At 64.9% G+C, this 26,231-nt stretch carries 1 protein-coding gene (running past one end of the window); it reads right to left on the reverse strand.

Going from position 1 to position 26,231, the window contains the following annotated elements:
• A protein-coding gene (locus ACQP2D_RS12470) for a LuxR C-terminal-related transcriptional regulator (protein ID WP_433683862.1) crosses the window boundary here: on the reverse strand, positions 1–26,231 show its end. It continues 36,463 nt past the right edge of the window; the window shows 26,231 of its 62,694 coding nt (coding positions 36,464–62,694); the start codon falls outside the window, past its right edge — the gene reads right to left on this strand; the stop codon is at positions 1–3.

Here is a 26,231-nt window from a genome sequence, read left to right on the forward strand (position 1 = left end):
TCAATCGACTTCGGAATCCGCGGGCTCGCCGTTCGGTGGGTTCCCCATCCGGCGTAGCAGCGTCAGCGTCTGTTCGATCGCCTCCTGGGTTTGTGTGTTCGCCAGGAGTCGACCGAGCGTGACCCGGCACATATTCTCTGCACGCCGATAGCCCGGCAGGTCTTCGTAGAGTTCCGCAAGTTCGATGTATAGCTGATGTATTGCGTTCGAGGCATCCTGTGGTGCCTGGTGGGAGGGCAGGCGGGCAGCAACCTCGGCCAAAGCTTCATCGGCCTGGCGAACGAGGTCGAGCCCGGTCACGTAGTTGCCGGTGTTGACAAGGTAGTAGGTTGCGGTTTCGAGTCGGGCCGACAGGTATGGCTCGGCAGCGATGGCGAAGTCTCGGGCCGATCCGGGCCGTGCGCGCTCGAACGCCGCTGCCTGGTGCGGCAGCGACCGCAGGGCGTGGACCAGCGCGGGGGCAAAGCCATTCCTCGATCGCGTACATAGGTAGCTGTCGATAACTTCCGCCCTGCCGCGGATCTCCCTCCACATCCAGCTCGATGCCACTCTTTCGTGGGCGACAGCCACTGGTCCCCGATGCGTTTCCGCCGGATCGGAATCTCCGGTCAGGGTGGATTCTTCGCTCCATGGGACAGCCGCCAATGCCCGCTCGACGAACTGAGCATTCCCCCCGAGTAGTGATGGAATTGTGTGCAGATTGGTCACAAAGCGAGCATCCGTGTGATGCGGGATCATGGCCGCGACACTGTCCCGCACCGCGTTCGCGCTGGCGGCGAGCTCTTTTGCCGTCGGCAGTTGATCAACAAGGTATCGCGCTACCTCGAAAAGCGAGGCGTAGTCGGAAAGCTCGCCGGGAGCATTCCGGGCGAGCCGACGAGTCAATTCGACGACCAGCACGTTCAGCGCACGCGTCGCGCCTGCCAACTCCTCGGTCGTGGACTGTGGCTCGCCACGGTCGAATGCTGCTAGGTCGGCGATGATCCTTGCACGCAGATCAGTCATCAACTGCCAGGCCTGATCATCGGAAAGGCGACGAGCCCAGGATTCGAGTTCCGGCAATTCGGCACTGAGATCGGGTATCGCGATCTCGACTGTCGACGGCGTCGTCGGGACGACTCGAGCTGCCGGTCTTGTGGTCGGCGCTGGAGCCGCGTGTCTTGTGGAGCTGAACGCCGCGCCGACGGTCTCCGACTCGGCGGTCGCCGCTTGGGCGCGCCTTCTTGTTGTCGCCGGTTGGACAGTCGGGGCGATCCACTGTGCCGGAGGCGGGTCGTGCACGCCGATCGCACGACCGATCGGCGTGTCGGGCAGAGTTTGCCAGTATCCCCATGCTGCGCGGGCCGCCACGAAAGCCTGCTTCAACTTGGTACCGGCGAAGTGAATCTGTTCTGGCGTGAGGAGGCCGAAGGCTGCCGCGCGCGTCAGTCGGATGACGTCGTGAATGATCCGCTGGATCTGCAGAAGGATGGCGTAGATGATGCCGCCGGAAGGGCCAATACCCTCCAGGTGGTAGAGGCGGGCCCAGTCGAAGGCCGTGGGCCCCGGTCTGGCCAGCTCCCAGTCCAAGACGGTTATGCGGCCGTCGTCTACGGTGAGGAAGATTTTTTCGAAATGGGAGAAGAGTAGGTTTCCGAAATGCAGGTCCCCATGGAGTAAACGGTTCCGTGCCAAATCGAGGTACCACGACATTCTGACGACTGGTTCGAACGGAGAGTGCGGTACTTCCAAATCAGCGAGGATCGCGCCGAACTCGGGGAGTGCGTCCTCGAGGATTTTCATCTGCTCGTCCACCAGCTGGCGTATGAATTCTCCGGGATCATCCTGAGGTTCTCCGGATTCTGCCGTGTCGCCGGACCCCACCGGGACAGCCCGCATTTGTCTGTGTAGTTCCTGGAGGGCGGCAACCAACTGATCGACCGGAGCATTCGCCATATCGGCGAACCGTTCGGCATTGTCCACAAATCCTTGGATCTGGACACCATCGATTCGGCTGCCATCGGGCATTTCGACCCCGTCGAGCACCTTGAATACCCGTGGTACATACACCTGTGGCCCGCCGCCGACACCATATCGCGCGAGCAGCTCGAGCACCCGCCACTCCTCCGGCTCGACTCGGGTGTCGAGGCCATCGCTCCCGGACTTGGCGAAGCGCACCATGAATTGGCCGACTCGAATGTTGAGATTGTAGTTTCCACTCATCGCCGAGGCGAGTGATGGCAACGCTCTCTCGATAATCGCCAAGGCGACCTCGTCAGGCATGTCCACGCCTGCTGTCCCACCGAGAAACCGGTATTCCTCGATCGGCAGGAGGCCCGGCACCGGGTTCGCGCTCGCGTCCTGCGAACCCTCCGGCGAGTCGGTGTCTGCACTGGTGGAAGACCTGTCGGCGGCGAGCAACGTCGCCAACCTGCCGATCGTGTCGGCCGTCAGTTTCCCTGGCTGCCCAGTGAGGTGCAGGGTGTCCGCTGCCACGACATCAGGAAGCCCCTCCCAGAACTGCAGCAGCAGGTATTCGCGCTCATGGGGCTCGAGAGCGTCGAAACCGCGATCCCACTTCTGCCCATCCGCTCCCGCCAGTGCTCGGACCAGCGGGTTCGACGGGTCGTTGCTGGGGGACATGAAGTTCCACAGGATCGCCTGCCTGAACCGTGCGTGCCGCACGTGGTCGACCGCCAGCTTCCGGGCAAGGGTGAGCAGCGCTGCCGGATCGTGATCGCCCGCCTGCGCGAACGCCTCAGCGGCAATGCCGTGGGCGACCTGGTCCGTACCCACCAGGCGCAGCACTTCGCGAAACAGCGTGTCCGCGAGCGCCTCCGGTGACACGCCGTCAGTCGGCTCGTGCGGTGGGTGCGTTGGCGACTCGGGATCGCCGGCCGCGCGGGAGTCGAGATCAGACTCGGAATCGGTGGTGTCGGCTGCCATGAGGTTCGCGGAACGGGTCAGCGACTCGACTAACCCGATGAGCGCGTTGCGCAGCACGTCGTGCAGCATCGCGTCGCTCAAACCAAGCGACTGCGCTGTCCGATTCACTGTCTCCCCCTGCACGAACAGTCGTGCAATGCTGATTCGCCCAGACCGACTGCGCTCCTCGAGCGCCTGTGCCATCGCTTTCCTATCTGCTTGCGCCACGACCGTTCGCAGGCGATCGGAATCCGAGAACCCCCCGCCGGCCAGCAACACGGTGCACAGCCGTTCGCCGATACTCGTCCCCGGATCCCACCCCGCCGCAATGACGGTCTTCATTGCGGCCCAGTCCTCGAGTAGCGGATGTTCCCCTGCGCCGAGGCGACTTACTACCGTCGTTGCGTCGTGGTCGATCGTCAGATACCCCTCGTCGCGCAACTGTCCGTATACCCGTGACACGGTCGGCGCCGACGATCCGAGCTCTGCGGCAAGCTCCCGAGTCGACGGCAACCGCCAGCCGACGCGCAGCATGCGCGAGCGGATCGCCTTCCGCAATGCGCGAAACAGATCCGGGCCACTCGGCGCGAGACCTGCCGTGTCGAGCGATCGATCCCCAAGTAGCCGCCGCAGTCCCGCCGACGAGACTTGCCCGCCCTCAACGAAGTCGGGACCGATCGCCACCCAGGTCCTGACGCCGCCGGCGGTCCCCACACGCCCCTCGGTCGCCAAACGCCCCTCGTCCCGTAACAAGCGATAGGCATATTCAACGTGGACCGTATTCAGCCCGAGCGCTGCGGCAACGTCGTGGGCCGGAGGCAGCAGCCCGCCCACCGGGACCCTGCCGTCGAGGATCGCCGCACGCAAGCCTTCGACGAGGATCGTGATGCGCGGACCAATTTGTTCCGGCAGTGTGGGCGAAGACCAGTCCGGGAGTATCCCCACCAGATCTGCCACACCGACCACTGTGCGCGCACCGAGATGCAGATCTTCGCCAGGCTCGTGATCGTCCGACCATCTGCCGGAATCCGCCACCACAATTCCGACGTCAGGGCGGATCAGCACATACCGCTCGTCCCGCAGCAGTCCGTACGCCCTCATCACCGATTCCATGGACAACCCGAGATGCTCAGCGAGTTCGCGGTCTAACGGCAGCGACTGCCCGGGACGCAACTTGCCGTTGATGATCCCGTCGCGCAAGGCATCCGCCAGTGCCGAGAAGTCCGGGAGGCCAGCCGCCGTCAATTCGCCGAACGACCAGTCCTCGAGTAGCCGCTGCATGTCCGTCGAGTTGCCTAGGTCGCGCCAGATCAGATTTGAATAGCTCTCTAACGCAACGCTATCCGTCCACCTGTCGGCGTCTGCCACGATTTCTGTGACACCGCTGCCTGTACGCGACAGCAACTGCGTCGGGCCGATTCGCGCTCGGCCGACCACCTGCGGTTCAGCGCCGTTCGCCACAACGGCGCCCGCGCCGTGGCGGATCGCCAGCAACCCCTCGCCGCGCAACCGTTGATATGCCTTTGCCACAGTCGATTTCGATACCCCGAGAGCAGGTGCGAGGTCCGCGGTCGCAGGCATTTTCCAGTTCACCAGCAGTTCTTCGGAGAGGATCGCCGCACGCAATCCTTCGACGAGGAGCGCGACATTCCACGTATCGACCGCTGGCCCGGAACTGCGCGACCAATCCTCGAGCACCTCTCGTACACGCGCTGAATCGACCACCCCCCGCACAACGAAATCGGAGTCGCCGCTGGGCTCATGGCTGTCCGTCTGCTCGCCGACAAACGCCACCGCAGTCCCGGATCCGTGGTGGCCGTCCGCTAGCCGTTCGTTCTTCAATTGCTTATAGACCAGCCCCACCGTCGCCTGCGACAACCCGAAGTGCTCGGCGAATCTTGCCGCCGATGGCAGCCGCCGCCCCGGGGGCAGCCGACCGGACCGAATCGCCGCGCTCAGCGCGTCCACCAAGGTCGCAGTCGGGGGGAAGCCCGCCTCCAGTTTCGCGCGCAACAATCGATCGTCGAGTACCCACAGCAGCTCTGCATCGATGCGAGACCCCCGGGATTCGTGGCGCGCGGCACCGGCCGGTTCGACGATCTCGCCGAGTTCGGGTTCCGTCTGCTCCCCGGAACCGACCCGAGGCGAGGACCTGTCATCCGGCTGGTCGCCGAGTGGATCGGATGCCGACGCATCTGCCAGCTCTGGCGTCGCCCGGGGGGCCGTTGCCGGTTGACCGGGCTGGTCCGGGTGTGCGTCCTCGCCAGAGGTGGCCTGAGCTGGAGATTGTGCTGCGGGTTCGGCGGGTCCCCACTCTTGGCCATTGCCGCGGTCGTGGTGGAAAACGACTCCGCCGTCGGGAATTCCGGCGAATCCAGGCCCGCCCATCCGCGGTCGGCGCGATCCGCGTCGGACGGGCAAATCGAGTGCGTCGTGGAGGTCGAACTCGTGAAATGGAACCGTTGGCCCCGGTGGGTTGGCACGGCCACCTCCGCGAGGCGTCGTGGGTGGCGCCTGCTGCTCGGCTCCCGCACGGGCCGATGCGGTGTGCTGAGCAGTCCCGGCCACGGAATCGGTGGTATCGGAGTTGCTCGGTTCGAGCGGCGGCTGGTGTGGAGTTTCGGGATTCTTGTAGTCGGTCGCTGGCTTCTCTGGTGGCGTCGGTGGTTCGGGCTGTCGGCCGGATGGGACGAATGCGTGACCCTCGGGGTTTGGGTCTGTTCGGTGTCCGGCCGGTTCGTCTGGTTGATCGCCGAGATTGGTCGGCAATGGTTGTGCGACTGAGCGATCCGCGTGCGGGATGCTCGTTGTCTCAGTGAGCCGGGCCCCCGCCGCGGAATCCGCCTCGGGCGCGGTGGGCGTGTGCGTTGGCGACGATCCGATCAGATTATCGATGAACGGCACGGCGACGGTGGCGTTCAGCGGGGCGCGCCTCTGGACCATATCCCTCACGTCGTGGAGGTACGCCTGCGTCTCGGGGAGCCCCCGGCGGTGCAGGTACCGGCCGAAATCGTGTTCTCCGGCCAGCAGGTCTCGCACGGTCGATACGAATTGCTGTACTGCTCGATCCTCGCTCGACAATGCCTCGGCGCTTCGGTCCGTCTGGGCCGCGAGGGCCCGGCGGAGTAGATCGGGTGCGGAATCGGACGGTGCCGCAAGCATTTCCGCCACCAGCGTCGCGAACCACTGACCGATCCGGTCTTCGGCCGATATCGCGCCATCGAAACTCGCCTGTATCTCGCGAGCTGTGCCGAGCAGGTAGGGCTCGACAACCGTGTTGAGATACTTTTCGTCGACCGTCCGTGAGGCGAGATGGTCTTCGTAGAGGACGTCGGCAGTCCGCCGTGTACGCAGGTACGTCGGTGATTGGCGCACGAGCAGTCGGCAGCCCGGAAAGTGCAGTCCGAACACTCCGCCCCGCTGGATCTGGTTCCAGTGCGTGTACTCGGCGAGTGTCAGCAGTGGCGGCGCCATCCAGTCGTGCTCCGCGGGGATCAGCGGCCTGGGCGCCACCAAGGGGAGGTAGGGATATTGCGGAAGCTCGTCGAGGGACAGGGCGCGGGCAATCTCGGCGATGACGTTGGCCAACCCATCCCCGGTCTGGGTCTGAAACTTCCAGACCGGGATGAGCACACCTGGCAGCTTTTGCCGATGTTGCACGATCAGCAGCGCGCCCGGCTCCGAATTCGGTAGTCCCAGCAGCGCTGCCGCCTCCAGCGCGGCCGCGGTGACCGCGGCAAGCGTGCTCAACCGAGCACTTCGCTCCGCCAGCCAGGAGAGCTCCCAGGCCCGCTGTTCCGGGCTATCGATCCAAGCCCGGCCCCGTGGCTCACCGGCCGCGGGCTCTGACAGGTCTTCGACGTAGTCGAAGCCGTGATCGAGCAACTCCGCTGACAGCTGAGCCGGCGTGGTCGTCGCCGGCACGAGGCTCAGCGCCGACGTTGCGGCATCGGTGGCGGCGGTGTCATCGGCGACCCTATTCACATCTCGCCACCAGATCAGATCCCTCAATCGGCCAGGTCCGGTCTCCGCGGTCCGGTGCGGGGCGCGCTCGGCCAGGGCAGCCTTGCCTGCACAAACCAGCGCGATGTTGTTCAACGCCGTGGACGGCACCTGGTTTTCCGGATCGATGTAGGCGAAGTAACTCTGGTGGATCCGGATGACCTCGGTGGGGTCCAATTTCCGTACAAGGCGGACTTCCAATGGAGCTACGGCGGCGAGCCTGATTGCGCCCCATGGGCCCACCGGATTCCGGCCGTGGCTGAAGCCGAAGTATCGGTCGTCAGGATCTGCGGTTTCGCCGCCGGCCTTCGTCACCGGATCGCGGTCGTCGGCGAGTGCGAACACATTGTCGCCGATGCCGAAATCATCGGCGCTGTCCATCGGGCCGGCTCCCGGACAGGCGACGAGGACTACCTGGTCGATGTAGTCGGCGAGGCGACCGTCCCGGCCGGCAAAGCATAGTGTGGTCGAGCCGTAACTGTGCGCGACAACATTACGCAAATGTGGTGCCGCGGCGCCTCCGGGGAGAGCGGCTGCGGCTGTGCGGGTTGCGCTGTAGGCGACGATCCCCGCCGCCACGACATCTCCACCCTGCTCGGCGAGTATCGATGCCCGCACCTCGTCGACGGCGGTCGGGTGGTGGTAGCCGATATCGATGATGGCGGCCTGTGTGGCGTCTGGCGCGTGCCGCAGTGAGTTCTTGTGTTGTGCGAGGGCGGATTTCGCTCGCTTCCCGAGTGTCCGCACTGTGGTGCCGAGTCCACCGAGATGGCGGGTAACGATCGACGCCCGGTCGGCATCGTCGATCGAGACCGTGATGCGGCCATTGCCGTCGTAAGCGGTTGCGTCATAGGCGATCAGCTGCACTGGAGGAGAACCGATATCGCGCACGTCGTCGGCGATGGCCGCCAGCTGTTTGAGCGTCGTGACGAGATTGAGCAGATGCTGGTGTTCCTCTGGGGACAGCGTGCGGCGCAGGAACCGTCGGCCGGTGGGCCTGCGCTCGAGGAAGCGGGTGATATCTCGGGTGATCGATCGACGGTTCGCCACATCTCGAGCCGCGTACAGGACCCCGTCGGCATTGCCGATCTGATGTGGATGCACGGCAATGACCGCTGCTTGCTTCTTATCGGTCAAGGCATGCCACCACTGCGCTACCTTGGTCGCGCGTGCCCGCGACTCCTCGATCACCCGATCGGGATCGGGCGGTGTCGTCACTGACGACAACGTTGCGTCCGGGCCGAGATGGTTCTTCAGTTCGGCAATCGCCTGGTGGGCCAGGAGCTTCTCGGCATCTGTAGGTTCCGGATCGTCCGATGCCAAAAGCTCTGGGCGATCCAGAATCTCCCGCTCGATCGCATCGACATCCGCGTCAATTGGCGTGCCCGCTGGCGGGGCCGCACTTGTTTGCCGGAAACCGTTGCCGACGAGGCGTTTCAACGCAGCCCACGGGGTGGTGCCGTCGCCGGATTCCCGGCTGTGCACGGTGTCGGAGGATCCGGGAGTGCCTGTGTTCGAAGGGTTCTCGTTGTGCTGGAAGGCCTCGACGCCGGGCGGCGATGCGCTGCCTTGCGGTGTGCCCGGGAATCCGGGTGTGCTTCCGGTAGTGAGCGCCGTGCGCTCAGTGGTGGGGTTGGTGTGCTCAGCCTCGGCCTGTGGCGATGCGGTCTTGGGCTTGCCAGCGGTAGCTCGCGGTGGCGGCCTCTCGCTCGGTTCGCTTTCCTGGGCCGTGTGTGCAATCTCGGCTGTGCCGGGACGTGTCGGCGCTACTGGGTTGGTCGCTGCGGAGAGCCCGCCGCCTACAGGGCTTTGGGTCGACAGTCCGGAGTTCGGCGTCTGCAGTGCGCGACGGAAGCTTGGCGGAAGTTCCATGGAGGCAGGGGGATTCGGGGTCGAAGGGTCGTTGTCGGCGGAGGATGCGGTGGGCCCGGCAGGGTTCGCTGCGGCTTCCCGTTCGGGGTGATGTCCGTCCTCGGGCCACTGGTGCGGGTCTTCGCTGTTCGGAATACCCGAGTTGGTGCTGTCGCCGTCCGGTGCCGGTGTGTCTTCGGTGGGGCGGCCGAGGAGTTTTTGAGGGTGTCTGGGGTGTAGGAGGTGACGTATCGGTCGGCGGGCCGGTTCGAGGACGCCGTCTTTGCTGGTCCAGCATGGTGCAGAGGGGTTGGCGGGGTCGCTGTACGGGGTTTGCGGGCCATCTTTGCTGGTCCAGAAGGCGGCGAAGGCGTTGGCGAACTTGTCGTAGGAAGGGGTCCATTCGTGGTTGCCCTCCTCGTCTCCCTTGATATTTCGCACGCGGAGGGCGCGGTCGTGGGGGTCATCGGTGGGGGTGGGGTTGTCGGGGGCGAGTTCAGTGTCGAAGACGAGTATTTCTTCTGTGGTTTTGTCCCGGACTTTGCCGACGACTTTGGCGATGTAGTGGATGTGGCCGTCGACGACGACGGCGGCTTCGTCGATGTTGTTCTTAGGGTTGCCGATGATTGCGGCGGCCTCGCGGACGGGGTCGGTGCCTCCGGTGTCTATCGGGAGGAGGTGGTTGCGGAGGGTTCGTTCGACGATGCGCCAGTTGTTTTTGGCGTTCCATCGCTGGTCGGTGTCGTCGGGTTCGGGTCCGGTGTCGTTGCCGAGTGCTCTGTGGACGCGGGCGACGTGGATCGCGCAGTTTTCGACGACCTCGGGAGCGGGTGCGGGCTCCAACTCCGTCGCGCGCCCGGGGCGTCCGAACCAGCCTCGGGGGCCTCGCGCGACGATTCGGAGGAAGACGCGGCCATGTCTGACAAAGAGGAGAACGCCATAGCCGGCGGCCGTGACCGCGGTGATCGTTGCTGCCAGTGTGGCGGTGGCGTCGTAACCGTGCGAGGCCGCGACGGCGCCGCCGATCAGGAAGCCGACGCCGGGCCCGGTTCCCAGGAAGAGGCTTCGTACCGCCTGAGCTCGGCCTTGGAGTTCTTCGGGAATGATGTTCTGCGAGTAGGTCGAGACCCGGATTCCCGCGGACGACATCACCAAAGCGTCCACGATGGACGTGATGGCAATGGTGGCGAGGTTGTGGCTCTGCTCCTGGATTGCGAAGGCCGTGGCCATGGTGGTCAGTGCTGCCGGATAGAACGTTGTCGCCTGGATCTTGCCGAGCCGCTGTGCCAGGAAAACGCTGAGCGTCCCGCCCACAGCAGGTGCGGCACCGACCATGCCCGCCGTCCACCACGGCAGGTGGGCATCGTGGACCAAGCTGGAAGTGCGCAACCCCATCATGGCGAAAGCGGCATTGTTCATCGTGGCGATCGCGGTGTGACGGGTGAGAAATTTATGCTTCCACACCTCTCGCGCGCCTTCACCGATTTCGCGGAGCAGGTGGCGTGATGCGGGCCGATCCCGATGCGGAAAGGGAAAATTCCACAGGTTCGCGAGAATTCCCACGTTGGAGACGGCGTTCACGGCGAATGCCGCCGGTGACCAGACGTTCGCCAAGGCGCCCCCCAGCGCTTGGCCGGTTACCTGAGCTGCCGACCCCGTGCTACCTACCAATCCATTTCCGACGTCCCGCTCGGCCTTGGACAGAATAATCGGATAATACGTTTTGAGGAGGCGACCATACCAAATAGTGGAAATTTGTCCGGCCAGAATCGACGCGGGCAGCGCAACTCCGAGGCCCGGTGCGTGGAACAGTACCAGGCCGGTAGCCGCAACGGAGGTTGCCAAGCTTATCGCGGTGGTCGTGCGCACGATACTTTCCGGTTTTCCGAGGTCGGCCTTAACGCCGGCGAAAGGTTCGAACAGGCTCGGGAGCCACATTGCGGCACCCGCGAAGGCGACGAGCATCGGCGGTTGGCCATCATTCATCAAAACGTAGGTCACCGCCCCCGCCGCGGTGTTGGTGCCAACTTGGTTCAGCCAATCGCCCGGCTTGAAATTCTCGCCGATCAACATTCGTTTGAAAAGTTTGTTGTCGGAGACCAATTTCCACGGTGAAATCGAATTTTCGGATCCGGGTTGTTGCGCCGTGTCGGGCGGTTCGCCGGTCGCGTCCGGTTCCCGGGTGGGCGGGGTGGTTTCGGCATCACCGCTGTTCGGAGTGGAGCCGCCGCCGTCCATACGGACTTTCGCTAGCTCTTCTACCCATCTGTTTCCGCGCAGTGGTTTGCGGCCGGGGTTGAATGGGCTACCGAGGTCGCCGAGGATGTCGGCGTTGGGGTCGGGGACGACATGGAAGTCGGGCAGGGGGTGTGCGTGCCCGCCTTGCGGGGCGTGGTGTTCGCGACTCGGCGAGGGCCGAGCGGCATCGGTGGGCCGGGATGTCGGATCGACGGCGGGTTGCGCTGCCTCAGTTGGCGGTTCGGCCGGTGCTGGATCGGTCGTGGACTGTGTGGTCGCTGCTGCGGGTGTCGCGTCGTCGGATCGTGGGGTCCAGGCCACGGCGACCACGACTCCGTCGCGGACAGCGACTCGACCGTGCATCGTCGCAGGAAGTCCGAACTGGCTCACCAGGCCGGTCGACAAGTGTGCGACGAAGTCGCCGGTGTCCAGGTCTATCCGGACGTCGATGCCGCGGAAGGGCATTTGTGCGAAGCCGAAGTACCGACGAACGGTACTGCTGACACTGAGCTTGGCCGTCTCCAGCAGTGACACCAAGTTCACGCCCTGGTGCGACAGATTGACCATGCCCGGCTCGCTATCGGCGGGTTCATCGTCGCTGTGGTCGCGCACCCAGTCCCATTCCGCGAGATTGAGTGCCACGCCGTAATGGTCGGCGATGTATTCCAGCTCGTTGTCGAGAGGCAGGGCGTACTGGGTGTGCGCGGAGGTGCTGATGGCGATTGTTTCGTAGTCACTTTCGAGCCCGACCACCGCCGCCGCATAGATCATTACCGGGTCGGAAAGTGCTGGCAATCCCGGTTCATTCTGCGTCGTGCTGCACACCAACGCCCCGCCCGGCGCGGGTGAGAAGTGGCTCAAACCGTCTTCGGCTTGCTGTCTGCGTGTGGGTTCGGCGAAGCCGGCCTGCCTCAGTGCATCGCCTGCGCACGTCAGCTCCGGATCGTCCTTGCCGGTAGTCCGGATACGGTGCAGCCCAAGGATTTCGGCTCCGGTGGCACCCGGGGGGAGCAGACCCTGGACGATTGATTCCTGGAATTCGAGCCAGGTTCCCTTGGACTGTGCCAGATGCACGACACCGGAGCGGTGGGACGTGCGTGCACTCGGAATATCATGCACCGCAGTCGTTTCGGGATTGTTGTCGATGACTTCGAGCAGCAGCGTTCGGCGACCGTAGGTCGTCCCGACCGTTCGTGCCGCGAGGATGACCTCGCCGGTGCTGTTGTCGAGCGCACGCCGGACCAGTTCGACGGCGACCGACTCCACGTCGGCGATCTGCTCGGGGCTGAGCCACCCTTTTTTGGTTGTCGGTTGCAGCCATTCGACCACGGCGGAACCGGCCTCGAGGCTGGCCATCAGACGCTCGGCGTCACTGAGCCGAGCACCGGCGACACCGCGTGGGCCAATCGACCGCTCGAATTCCGGGATCCCCTCCCGTCGCCCCGGGAGGACCGCCATGGCTTCGTCACCCGGGCCGGGTTCGAACAGCAGATCCGGCCACGACGTGTCATCCGGGCCGACGCGCAGGTGCCAGAACGGGGAAGTTCCTTCGGGTCCGCGCTGTTCGAGACCGACCCGGCTCACCAAGGTGTCCGGGTCGAACTCCACCAGCTGGACCCGATGGGGATCGGTCATGGCAGCGGCGCGCTGCTCTGCGGCCGCCAGACCCTCCAACAGCCTTGTGGTGTAACGGAGTTGCTGCTGTTCGGTCGCAGAGAGATCAGCTTGTGGTCGCGAATTCAGCGAGTGCACAAGGAGTTCCGCTCGCCGTTGGTTGGCGGCATTCAGCGTCTCGGAATCATGGGACATATCCATCCCGAGCACCACGTCGGGATAGACCTTGATCAGCGTCGCCCGCTCTTCCGGACCGAGATCGATCTCCCACCACGACTCGTGGTCGGTATAGGCGAGAACGTTGTCGTCCCGAAGCTTCAGCCACGCGATCGTGGCGCCCGGGACAAGCTTGTCCAGCGCTTGCCCTATCAGCTCGTAGTCGGCAGGCGTGGGCAACTCCACCGTACCGACCGGTGTTTCGGGTGGTTGCTCATCGACAGGAGATCCAGGGTCCGGTCCCGGCGCAGTGGTGCTGTCGTCGTGGTGGTCGGAGATCGCGCGCAGTCGCTCGGCGACGGCGCGGATGGCGCGGAGTTCGCGCATCTCGAAAGCTCTGATGCCGGTGCCGGTCTGTCTCGCGGCCGCGTCGCGGGTCAGGCCGTGCACGAATCGCAGTGTCAGGCACCGTTGGTAGTTGGTGTTGGTGACTTCCGTGATGGCGGTTGCCAGGATCTCCGGTGGGGTCTGTTGGACCAGTCCTCGATCCGCATCCGCCTCGGGACGCGCTTGGGCATTGCCGAGCAGTAGTGCCGAAAGCCGTTGAATGGCCCGGTAGTAGGTGTTTCGGTGGTTCGGCCCGAGCGCCCGCGCCAGCTCGCGGTTGGACCGTTGCAGGATCAGCCGTTGCTCGATGGCGGCCCGCTGCTTTTCGGTGAGCAGGTCGAGGCAGCGTGTGAAGGCGTCGTGATCCTCGTCCCGCGCCTCCTGAACCACCTGCAACGGTTGGTTACCTGCCTGCTCTTCCAGCAGTTGTGCGAGGCGGATGAAAGTAGCATGTTGCGCCGATCTGATGGCACCTGCGCTGCGCCTCAACACATTCGCTGTCTGGTTGGTCGACAGCTCGAGTCCGAAGCGGAGGTTGAGCACCTGCCGTTGCGCAGGTTCGAGTCGTTCGATGCACTCCTCCAGTGCGTCCGTGTCATTGTCCAATGCTTCCCGGACGATCGGTGACAAGTGCTTGACGATGGTGCTGCGAGCCAGTGCCGCAACCAATTCGGCGGCGGACAGCTCGACTCGCGGGCCCACCTCGGACGCGACTACTACGGCTGGCGTGCTTTGGGATTCGGCTGCCACCTCGGACGCGTGTCGCTGCGCGGCCGCCACAGGATCGCGCGGGGCGATGATCCCCAAGCGGAGAGCAGCCATCACCGTCGCTGTTCGGCCCTCGGCCCCGAGCTCGAGAGCAGTGCGACGCATACGACCCTTGATCGCGCTTTCCGTCGCGCCCTGCCTACGCGCGATCACGGCGTAGGACAACCCGTCCGCAACCAGGTTCAGCATCTCGATCACATTGGCAGACAACGTGCTACCGATCCCCTGCTGTTGCGCCGACCCCGGGACACCGATCTCGAGAACGCCCCAGTACACGGCCGCCATCACCGTTTCGATCTGGCCGTGGGTGCCGAGCTTGCCGGCGGCATTGTTCAGGTGCATCTTTACGGTGCTCGCCGCGAGTTTGCATCGCGCCGCGATCTGATCGATCGTCAACCCCGCCAGCACCAACTGGAGTACCTCGACCTCGCGGGCCGACAGCTCGCTCCGTCCAGGAGGTGCCGTGGTCGGCTGATGCGGTGCCGGCGCTTCCGCCACCGAAGAATGGGATGCGACCGGTTGGTCGTTGGCGTCATCGGCCTGGATTTCCTCCGCGATTGCCTGCTGTGCTTCTCGGGAATTCGATGCCACGGTCTCGGTCGGTTCACCATTTGATTCGCTCGGCTGTGGTGTGGCCGCGGCATCGCGCCCATTCTGCGTGGTCGGCGTCTCTTCCGTTCGCGCGCTGGGGGACTCGTCGACCGTGCGGCGGGGCTTGGCGGATGCGCGACGGGCTTGTGCGCGCTCGGATAGGGGTACTTCGGGGATTTGTGCGGCCACGCCGTGTTCGTCGGCGATCGCGAGAATCAGTTCGCGTGCGGCGTCCCACAGTACGGGGATTTCGATTGTGGGATCGCTGGGTGCAGTCGTCGGCGCAGCGGCGGAGGTGCGTCTCGGCTTGAACCGGTTGAGCAGTTGTTGGCGGCGTTGGGTGAGCGCGCGCAGGTGTCGGTCCACTTGTGCTGGGGTTGTCTCGGCCAGCGCCGTGAGCAGCGGATCGGGTGCGGTCAACCGGGCACCACGAATCACGAAGTCCAGGATTCTGCGCCAGGTTTCGGCGGTTTCACGATGCTGGGCCATAAGGTTTCTGGCGTTGACAACGACCCATTGCTCGATGGTGGTCTGCTTGCCGATTTGGTCGAGCCGTTTGATCGCCCCCGAACACGCCGCGTCGAAGATTTCCTGAGCGACCCGGGCATTACCCATGTTCGCTTGGATCCAGACGAATACGTTCTTCTTGAACTCTTTCCGAAGCAGATCGACCGCTTGCTCTGGATGGCCTTGTGCGATATGCCCGTCGATCAGTTGCCGCAGGTGCTCGGCTGATATCGACGGTCCCGCATCTCCGCTGGGATCACCCGGTGCGGACCGAGCCGTTCCGACGATCGGCCGATTCGGGTCGGGCTTTCTGACCCATGGAGCGCCCCTCCGGAATCCAGTGTATTGGCCGTCGGTTCTTATGAAATAGGCTTCGATTCGTGATCGGCGCTCAGGAGAGCTCAGTCGATCGCCGACCGCGCGCATATCGCTTGTGACGTCATTGCCGTACTGTCCGTCGAGGTAGCGGATGGTGCCGTGGTCGTTGACCACGTTCGCCGCATGGCCCTTCGGGCGATTGTTTTCGTCCAGCTCGGAATAGTCGTAGTAGATGACGATGCCACGAGCCTTATGGTCGCCGTCGATCAATTCCGCTTCCACGTCGGTCAAACTGCCGACGGGCCGGAATGTGGTTCGGTAGTGGGCCTCTACAAAGGGCAGGTGATAGTGGCCGTCCGCGTCGTGGTTACCAGTTCGGCCCGTTTCCGATGGCGCCGCAACCATATGCTTTCGACCGTCGATCCTCAGGTCGGTGACGATCGCGCACTCCGCGCAGTTGTTCTCGCCGCGTAGGGGATTCACATCGCGGATCAGCTCGAGCATCGGATCGGCACTGTCGGGGCGGGTGGCATCGGGCTCGGTCGAATGGGCCGATGGTTCGTTATCCGATTCGCGGGCCGGGTTCTTCTCGGTGACGATGAGTTGCTCGATGGCCAGGTCGGATGTCGAGTGGTAGCCGCGCCGCGTGGTGCCCTCCATATCGAGGCTCTCGAACTGCTGCCGATGCGCGGTAGCCAACGGCACGACGAACCGATTCGGGTATCTCCCGTCCTCGGCCACCCGGCGACGGATCTCGTCCTGGGCCAGCTTGATCAGCTCTTTGGCACGCTCGTACTCCGGCAGCAGAGCGCCAGCTCCGGGCTCGATGGGGATAGGGTCCGGTAGATCGATGATGTGTCGTGCTATCCACGCCTCGTCGAATCCGGCTCGACGGAATGCATCGCGGATCGGATCGGCAACCGGTACGAAGCTTTCCTCTCCCGTCTCTGGATCGATGACCACCTGTTCCTCCCACGGCACCTGGCGGGAGCTGTAGCACGGGACGATATAGGCGTCGTCGAGCGAGTAGGTGTACCGGGAATTCCGGTCCAACGGCCGGAAGGTCGCGTCGTTGGCCAAATGACTATCGCGCGCGTCGGTCGTTTTGACCTCGTTGCGCAGTGGTGTCGCGGCGGCGATCGCTCCCAGCGGCATGACGATGATCGCACCGAGCGGATCGGGCAGGTCGGTTCCATTGTCGGAGCGACGCTTGCCAGCGTAGGCGATATAGGTTTCGAAGGTATCCTCACCCTGCCAGTCGCCGGGCTTGATGAAATGCGTTCCTACGGAATGATCGCCGGTGGTGGCGATGACCTCGTTGTGGGCCCCCGACCGGAGCACACCGTCCGCGGCGATGGCGCGGATATTCGGGGTGAAATGCAAGTACAGGGTGTCGGCCGGATCCACGAATACCGCGAAATCGGAGCGGCGCCCGGCGGCTTCACTCTCCAGTCGGGCCCGCAGATCGCGAGGGCGCTCCGCAAGGCGGGCAAGTGTGCGCATCCGTGCGACAGCGTCGTCGAACTCGGCGATCAGCCGTGCATCGTGATCCCGGAACACGAACCCACGCACCGACGTTTCGGCGTATCGGTCCAGGACGGACTTTTCCGCCGACCGCAATGCGTCGGCGACGAAGGTGTGAATCGACAGTGGCGTGCCGAGGACGGAGATCAGTGCATCGAGCACTTCCTCACGGCTGCGCAGGCCACGCGTGAGGTCCGACAGCAGTGGCGTCAGAATATTCTGCGGGATGGCGTTCCATCGGTCGGCGATCCGCTGTCGCGCTGTCGGGACCGCGGCACGCATGGCACCGATGCTGTCGAGTAAGCGCTGTACGGTCCAATTCGAGCCGCCGCTCCACCACGTCCGTTGCACATTATCGACCTGCGCCCGGAGACCGGATCTCAGCTCTGCGACGGCTTGATCTATGCGGTAGGACGAAGCCTGATCGGCAAGCAGTTCCGCGAGTCGAGCGCGAGCCGCCGCATGCAGTGTTTGGGCATACCGACTTTTCCCCCCGGGATACCAGCCGGGCAATCCGCTCCGCTTGACCGGGACGATCTCGGCCAGCACCTCGATATCGCGGTCGGTGAGCTGCGGGCGAGCGCATATTTCCCGCAGCGTCGCGATCATCAGATCCTGCTGCCGTGCCGTTTCGGGGTAGGTCGTCATCCGCTGATCCAAGAAGGCGTTCAGTTCCGCGCGGATGTCGATCAGTGCCGCAATGTCCACCCGTGTCGAATCGTTGAACAGCGGCGCGAGTGCGTTCTCCAACTCGCGCACCCGAGCGATGACATCTGCGACGGCCAGATCGCGTTCGGCCAGCGCAGCGGTCAGTGCGGCCTGGTGCTCCTGCGTGAACCGCAACTCGTCCGGCGACGCAACAGTGCTTCCGGATGGCGTCGGAGCAGATAGGTCCGCAGCCGCCGCGTCGGCGATCTCCTGGCGGGCGTCGCCGTCAGTGACGACGTTGATCGGTTCGGTTTCCTGAGTGTGTTGTGCACTTGCGGCTGTGTCGGAACTGCTTGCTGCCGAATCGGTTTCGGGCTCGTGGGTTTCGGCCGAGGCGTGGGCGGGGCGGTCGGTGTCGCGGTCTTGCGGCACCGCGGCAACCGCGAGGGCGATGCCGTCACGTACGCGCCATCTGCCGGTGATCTCCGTGACCGGTGAACCGAAGAAGCTCAGGCCATCGCCTCGGAGGTGGGCTCGGAAAGTGCGGGTGGCGAAGTCGATCGTGACGTGGATGTCACGCTCTGAGGGGGATTCTGGGAGCAACGCCTCCGTGACGTCTCTGACCGCATCCTTGATGGCCCGCATCAGCCGTTCCAGGTACACACCGTCGTGAACCATTTCCGGTCCACCGATGCGCTCCAGCCAAGCCCATTCCTCGGCATTGAGGAAAGGGCTCGTCTCCGCATCGCCGCGCCCCGTTGCGGGATAAGGTTCGTGCTCGCCGACGCCGATGCCGATCGCGCGGAAATCCCGGGCATGTGCGACAACCGCGGCGGCGAAGTTGGGTGGGCAGAACGGCGCGGGAATCGTGATGGCGCCGACCACTTCGTCGGGCCACGGCAGCGGTTGCGGGTAGTCGGGGCGGACGTTTTCATTGAACCCAGGCGCGGCGGTGGCCGAGACCCCGAGTCGGTGCAGCGCGTTTCGTCCGCATATGAACCCCGCGTCTTCCAACTGCTCGACTTGCCGCCGTCCGAGGAGTTCATCGCCCACGACCCCAGGTGGCAGCAGTCGGTGCAGCATGGATTCACCGAATTCGAGCCATATCGCCTTGCCGCCTTCGAGTTGTACGACACCGGCGTCGTCCGCCTTTCGGACGGCCGTGAACTCTTCCAGCGCAGGCGATTCGGGATTGTCGTCGATCACCTCGACAATGAGCTCGCGTTCGCCCAAGTGGCCGCCGCGGGTCCGAAGCACGATCCGAACCTCACCCGCACTGCTGCGGCGCGCATGTTCGGCCAATTCCGCAACACCGGACCGTACGGTCTCGATCTGTTCGTCGCTGTGCCAATCCCGAAGTCGCAACCACTCGGCCACCGCATCGGCCGCCACCGCCGCGGCGTGTGCGACTTCGGCGTCGGTGAGCCGAGACCCGGGCACACCGGGTGTGCCCACCGTTACCTCGAACGGCACGCTGCCGGTCCGCCGCCCGGGATGTACCGTCATGGCGTCCTCGGCTGGACCCGGTTCGAAAAGCTGGTCGGGCCACGACGTGTCGTGCGGGCCCACCCGGATATGCCAGAGATCATCACTGCCCGTGCTCGGCGCGATCAACCGCAGCCCGACTCGACTCACCAGCGTCGTCGGGTCGAACTGCAGCAGTTGCACCGCGAACGGGCTCGCCAAGTCTCGGGCTCTGGCCTGCGTCAGTCCTTCCCACAGGCGGGTGGCGTACCGCAACTGCAGACGCTGGGCGTCGGTTAGATCCTCGTCCGGTCGCGAACGCAGGTTTTGCACAAGCAGTTTCAGGGCCCGCTCGTTCGCTGCGTTCGTGACGTTCGCCGGAAAGTAGTCCCGAGCACCCACCGCACGCGGATGCACCATGATCAGTGCCGCCCGCTCGGCATCGCTCAAACGATGCCACCATCGCAGAATTTGGGAGGCTACTCCGCTGCGGTTGGCGCCGTCGCGTCGCGTCATCCACTCGGCCGTCGCATTGGGCGCCGCCTTTCGCAGGGCTTGCGTCGCCAATTGGTAGTCGGCCTCCGAAGCTGGTTCCACTGCGAAGGGATCGCTCGATTCGGCATCGATCGACTCGTCCGGTGTGGGGTCCGCCGCGGGCTGGACGGCGGTTGCCGAGCCGTCGGTTCCGCGTGCGACATCCTCTTCGGGGCGGGTATCACCGCGCGCTGTCGGGTCGGCCCCCGCCTCCGGTTGGTCAGGTTCGGGGCTTGTGGGCTCGTTTGCTTCCGATGGTGGGGAGCCGACGCGCTTCTCGGGATAGTCGTGTCCAGGGGCACCCGGAAGGGGAGCGTCCGGAGCCAGCGGTGTGACCGGCCTACGGTCGGGCCCGAGGATGATGAGGTACACCCGTTCTCCATCGGGTCCTGTTGTGCCGCGGACGTATTCCTTCCACTCCTCGGTCCGGGCTCGGCGCTCCAGCCATTTCCGGTTCGGGTCGTAATTGACGAGTTCGCCCTCGACGATCTGGCCCGTCCTCGCGTCGCTACGCATCAGGGTCGCGTGCGCACCCAGCTCATCCGGACGCTCGACCACCAACACGGCCTGCGCCCCGGGACCCAATCCGGCCACGATATCGGCGGCCTTATCGCGGGCGGTGCGCTCCTCGTCGGGTGCGAGTCCGTTTTCGTGCCAAACGGCGCCGATGAGCCGAGCCAGCTGTTGAGGCAGCATGCCGGCCGGCAGCAGCGGTCCGTCTAGCATTCCCACCGGTACGCCGTCGAGTAGGAGTTGGGACAGGATCCACAGCGCGCAATCCCTGCTGCCTTCCAACAGAATTGCCAACTGGGGGTCGTACCACGACAGGGGTTGGTCGTCCGGGAGTTGGAAGCCAGTGGATCCGTCGGGGTTCTGCTGGACCGGCGCGGGCGACGCCGACACCAGGTAGGACTCGAGTTCGGGGTCTGTTGACGTGAGCAGTGCGACCATCTGGGCACCCGGATCGTCGGTTGCATCGAGACGGATCCTGGTCAATTCCGGTCGACCGCCGGGTTGGGTGGCGTAGTAGCCGCGGCTTCGGATCAGCCCGAGAATCTCGGCGAGCAGCCGCATCACGGCCGCGTCGGCGTCGGCGTGCCCGATCGTAAGTACCGCGGCCACCTTGCGGCCTGGCGTGGTCCGCGCGATGTCCTCGGCGAGTCGGACCACACCCGAAGTCACCGAGTCCACATTCACACCGGCCCCACCGACCAGGACGTGCACCTCGTCGGCGGCGTCGATGTCACCGATGGCCAAGACCAGCTGTCCGAATTCGTCCGAGGAGTACCGCAATGCGTGGACAGGAGGTTCCCCTGGCAGACCGGCCGCGAGTTCCTCGGCCATCGCGATGCCCAGCACGGCGGCGTCCAGACAGGCGTCCGCGAGGTCCAGCTCCGGCGCGATGTCCTGGCCCATGCTGGCGGTCATCGCGCGATTGGCCGCGATGGTCTGTTTTTCCTCCGATATCACGGTCCGCGTGTCGCGGTCGCGCCAGCGCCCGGGCACGAGTGCGGGGTCGACGAGTCCACGCATGCGGCCGACCAGGTCCCAGCGTTGGTCGCGGTTCAGGAAGTGGAAGGCCTCCGCTCCCGCGACACCGGGGTCGAAGTCGAAAGGATCGTCCAGCTGCAGAAGTTCCAGAATGTGCGACACCTGTTCTGCCGCAACGGTCGCCATCCGTGCGCGCGCAGTGCCGCTGGCCGGAAGTTGCTTCGGCAGGATCTGCCGGGGTTGCGGCGACGGGGTGCGCAGTTGGTCGGCGATCGCGTGCAGTCGCCCGCCAAGACGTCCGATCTCCGCACGAATTTCATGGAGTTCCAAGACTTTCGGCTCATCCGCCGATTGCGGAGCCTGGGGATGGACCAATCCGGTGAAGCCGATATCGGCCGCGCCGCCGATATCGGCGTGGATTTCTTCGCGCCGCGCGCTGTTCGCACGATACTGCCGGTTGAGCGGTCCGACCTCCGCGAGGCGGTCGTTCAGCAGAGTGAGCTCACTGGCACATGCGATGAGGGTGACGAGATCGCCGTACCGCACAGCCATCTGGTGCAGAGCATCTTCATCCGACACTCCCTGGAACTCCAGGAAGGCCAGCACCCATGGCCCCACGACCGCTTGGGCTACGCCCAGGTGCTGCGCGAATTGGCTTGCCATTTGGTCCAGTTCGCGCCGCACAGCGGCCAGATCATCGGGGTCGACGCCGTGCCGATCGGCCAGCTCGTCGACCTTTGTCCGGACCGCCGCCTGTCGCGTTGCGCCGTGCTGCACCGCCGTCTCGAGTTCGGCGCGGAGCTGGATTTCGGCGTCGAGTTCGTTGACTCGCTCGGCCGCGGCGAGCAGATGCCGGATGTCCTGGAACGTTTTGAGGTACACCTGCGCGATTGCGGGCGGTGCCGTCAGCATCGTCTCCGCCTCGGACAGCCTGATGTGCATTCGTCGCAGCGCCTCCGATCCGGACGTCAATACGGCCGGCTTGATGTTGTGCTGCTCAGCCAGCTGATCGCGCCGGGCGCGGGCCTGCTCGCGCAACGACTCCAGGGACGGGCCCGATTCGGCTGCCGTTTCCTGGATTTCGCGATCGAAACGCGCCTGCCATGCTTCGTTGGATTCGCCGTTCGGGGCCGGGTTCCGCGTCCCCTCCTCGAGATCGGTCAGCCGGACCGCAAGGCCTTCGAGGTAGGTTTCGGTCAATCCCGGCCAGGTGTCGTCGAGTTCGTCGGCGTTGACCTCTTTCAGATGCGCGTCCAGGTGGAGACGGTTCAGCCGGTCGAGAGTCTCGAGGTGGTCGTGGACATCCGCATCCGGCTGGTCGGCGAACTGTTGTTTCGCCTCGGCCGCAGCGCTGCGCCAATCCTGCGCGGTCCAAGTGCCGAGGGCTGGCGGGAAGCCGAATTCCGCTGTCAGCTGCTGTGCCAGCTCGAGCCGACGCCGCTCCAGCATCGTCACCAGATCGATGGGTTCCGGATCGGTCGGGCCAGTGGCTTCGACCGAACTTTCGATGAACCCGGAAAAGCCTTCCAGCACATCCACATACCAACTCGTTCGGCCCCGCCGTGCGTATCTCGACAGGGAGTCGATGAGCCGCTGCTCGTGCGCTGCCATTTCCGCGGGCGGTGTGTCGTGCGGGAGCCATTCCGTGGTGCCGTTCTCCTCGGTCATGACACGTTCGACGAATCCGATCAGCTCCGCGTCGTCGGTGTAGCTGTTGAGATAACTGACGGGCACGAGACGTCCGGCGCGATCCAGCCGCCACTTGTCGCCGGTATGCCAATTCGACGGCCGGATAAGACCGTTGGCCAAACCCAGGCGTTTGGCGTCGGGAGTGAGCAGATAGCTGGCCCAGGCGTCCTCGAGCATTTGTATGGGGAGGAAATCCGCGTCGCGTCCGGGCACGTACTCCACGAGCAGGACGCGTTCGGTCCGGCGCAGCACATCCGGGGCGGGCACCCCGAGGTCCCTGGCTGTCCCCAGCCCCAGTTCCTGGCAGTCGGCCTGCCGTTCGGTCCGCATGGTCCATTCGACCGCCTGGTAACCATTGGGGTAGGTGAGCCGATACAGCTGTTCCGGCGCTGTCGGGCGACTCGAACCGGAGTCGAGACGCCGCCGGGAAGGTTTGCCGGAGGCCTCGGCTTCGGCAATCTTTTCCGCGAAGGAACGCTCATCAGTGAGGTCGTTCAGCCACGCGATTTCCTCGGGAATGGTGTAGAAGCCGATACCCAGGTCTGGTCCGTCGTAATCGCCGGGTATCGGGAAGTCGTGCAGACGCCCGTCCTTGTCGATCAGCACCCGCCGATATTCGATGGACAGCCCTTCTTGCGCGGCCCGCTCTCGCAGGCCGGGGGCGAGCATGTCCAGGAGAAGCTCTTGGCCCTGCAGCGGCGATGCGACCACGATGCGTTCACCCGGCACCTCACCGATACCTTCGATCGGGTGCCCCTCGTCATCGCGGACGGGGACTGCCCCTGCCGCGGCGAGCAGGTCGCGGGCGGCCAGGATCGCCAAGGCGACGCGTATCTCCGCCAGATGCTCGAAGGCGGCTTCGACATGCGGTTTCAGCGATCGGAAATGCTTCCCGAGTTCCTGGACCGCATCGTCGTCGGCGAGCACACGGGCCAACACATCGTCGGCGACGAGCCGGCGCAGCGCCGCAGCCAGGCGTTGCCGCTGCCGAGCCTCCAGGTCCAGGACCTTCTGCTCGATTTCGGCGGCGTCGCCCTGATGCAGGTTGGTGGTGTCGATACCGAGCGCTCGGCCCGGTCGCAGCGCTTCGGCCGCCAACTCCGCCGCGTGGGTTTCGGCGGCTGTCAGCCGTCGGCGGATGGCCGCAGGCAATTCCGCGCCGGTGCGAGCGGCGGCGCTGGAGGCTGGGCTCGATCCGTCCGACTCGACACCTGGCTTGTTGCGATGTCCGTCCGCGGGGTCCGCGGAATTGTTTGCGCTCGAACCGTTTTCATTGCGGTTCGGACGGAGAGGATCCCAGAACCGAGGTTCGTCGGGATCGTGGTGGAGGGCGTGTTCTTGTCGGAACAGGTGCTGTGGCCGGTTGGCACCCGCACCGCGGTATCGGGTGACCGCGAAGGGGTTCACGCTGTCGTGAAAGGTCTGGGCGCTAGGCGGCAATCCGCCGTCCCGCGTCGTTCCCCCGGCCGGTCTTCTGGACGCGGGGCGCGGTGATGACGGGGGTGGCACATCGACCGGGGAGGCTGGCTCGGTCGTATCAATGGAGGCCGCTGTATGGCTCGGCGCACCCGGTCCGCTGTGCAGTTGCTTCGGTCCGGCTGCCTCGCCGGTCTGCGGCAATAGGTAGCCGTACTCGGAGCTTTCGGAGGCTGTTTTCGGACCAGATGGCGCAATGGCTGCCGCTGCCGGTACCGGCAATGCGGCAAACTGATCGGCCGCAGTGTCCCTCCGGCCCTGGTCGAGGGGACTCCGACCGTCGGTGGAGCCGCCTGGCTGCGACGGTTCGTCGGCAGCGCGCGCGGTCCATGGTGTGGCCGATGCCGAGTTTCGTTCGTGATCTTGTGGATTCGGCTCGCCGTCTTCGGTCCTGGTTTGCGCGGCTCGACTCCATTCATCCGGTCCCGCTGCCGTGGACTGGGGGCCCACCGTTTCTGACCAGGGCGTCGTCTTGCGACTGTTCGATGGGGTCAGCGCACGCGGTTCCTCTGATGCGGGTCCGCCGAATCGGTTGACCACCGATGGTGCCGCGCCCCTGTCGCCCACGAAATCGACGTCCGAATCGTTAGGAGTATCCGCACCGCCGTCCTCGACACGTGCGAGCGGCGGCGCTGTGGCACCGAACGTTCGGTGTGGCGTGTCGGTAGTCGGGGCCGGAGCGGGGTCGGGGTCGGTTTCGCCCTCGACCGCAACGTTCGATTCGGCCAGCCAGGGGTCGATCAGCGACGTGCGCCACTCCGAGTATGCGGCGGCGGCTGCCGATTCGGGCGCCAGGTCTGGGCCCAAGAAGTGTGCAGTTGTCGTGTCGCCGTGGTCGATGAGCTCCAACGCGAAACTGGCGGCGCTGCCATCGAATAGGTTGATTGTAAATGGAATCGATATCCGGTTCGGACCCGACACGGCGTCGGCGACGCGCACCCAGAAATGTGGGGTGGCACTGGCGAAGACCGATTCGACATCCGGGACAGACTGACCCATCAGTTCGGCGACGGAATGCATCGGTCCCTGCGCCCGCAAAACCCTGCCGTGGAATATGACACTGCTCATGTCCAGGGTCGACAGGTCCATCTGATGCCGGACGGTGAGCCAATGCAGTAGCTGCATCACGTACTTCATCCGGGTTTCACCGGTATCCGGGAACCTCCCGCTGAACGGATGCAGGCCCTCGGCCACACCATTGCGCATCCGCCTCCAGAAACCGGCTGCGATCGGCCCATCGGTCGGATCGGCAAAGGTGCTGTGGAGGAGTTCGTGTGCCGTCATGAAATTGTCGTCCGAATCGGGGTCGTCCGAATCGGAGTCGTGCGAACCGAGGTCGTCGAATTCGTCGCTGAATACCCGGAAGTCCTCCGCGTCGGCGCCGATGAGGAAGAACTCGTAGTTGTCGCAGTTGTGCGGTGTTCCATCCGGATCGCAGAACAGCGTGTTCTGCACCTTCAGTTTCCGGACAGTGAACCCCTCGACGAGGTCCGGCCGATACTTGTCGGGATAAACGGGCTGTGCCACATCGTATTGGACCTGGCTCTGCATGGATCGAGCCGTGGGTGCCGCCGTAGGCGCGGCGGGACCGGGTCCGGCCGGCCTTCGTTCGTCGGACCGGTTCGTATGCGCTGGTCGGTCCGTGCTCGGCACGTCCTCGTCGACGCGACGTGGCTCCGAATCCTGTTGGTGATCGTCGGGGGGGAGTGCGCCGGCGTCGACTGGTCGTAGGGCCCGTCCTCGTGTCATGTCCGGGTCGGCGTATGGGTTGTCTTCGCCGAGTCGTTGCTGTCGTGACTCCAGCGTGCTGTCGGCTTCCCGGCGGGTCAGTTGCAGGACATGTGTGGTCTGTATCGGGAATGGTGGATTATGCGGGTCGAGCACTGTCTTCGGCTGTGCCGCCTGCTGGTCGTGGATCCAGATCTGTTCGCCGTCGTTGTGGAGTAGGAATAGGTGTCCGATGGCGGCGCCGACGGGTCGGGCGTTCACCAGCATTCCCGCACCGGCGCCCAATCCGGTCAGGAGTTGTGCTGCTTCAGCGAGGCCGCCGTCGAGCCGTTGGTGGTGTG

Source organism: Nocardia sp. CA-119907 (assembly GCF_050955995.1).
GTDB lineage: Bacteria > Actinomycetota > Actinomycetes > Mycobacteriales > Mycobacteriaceae > Nocardia.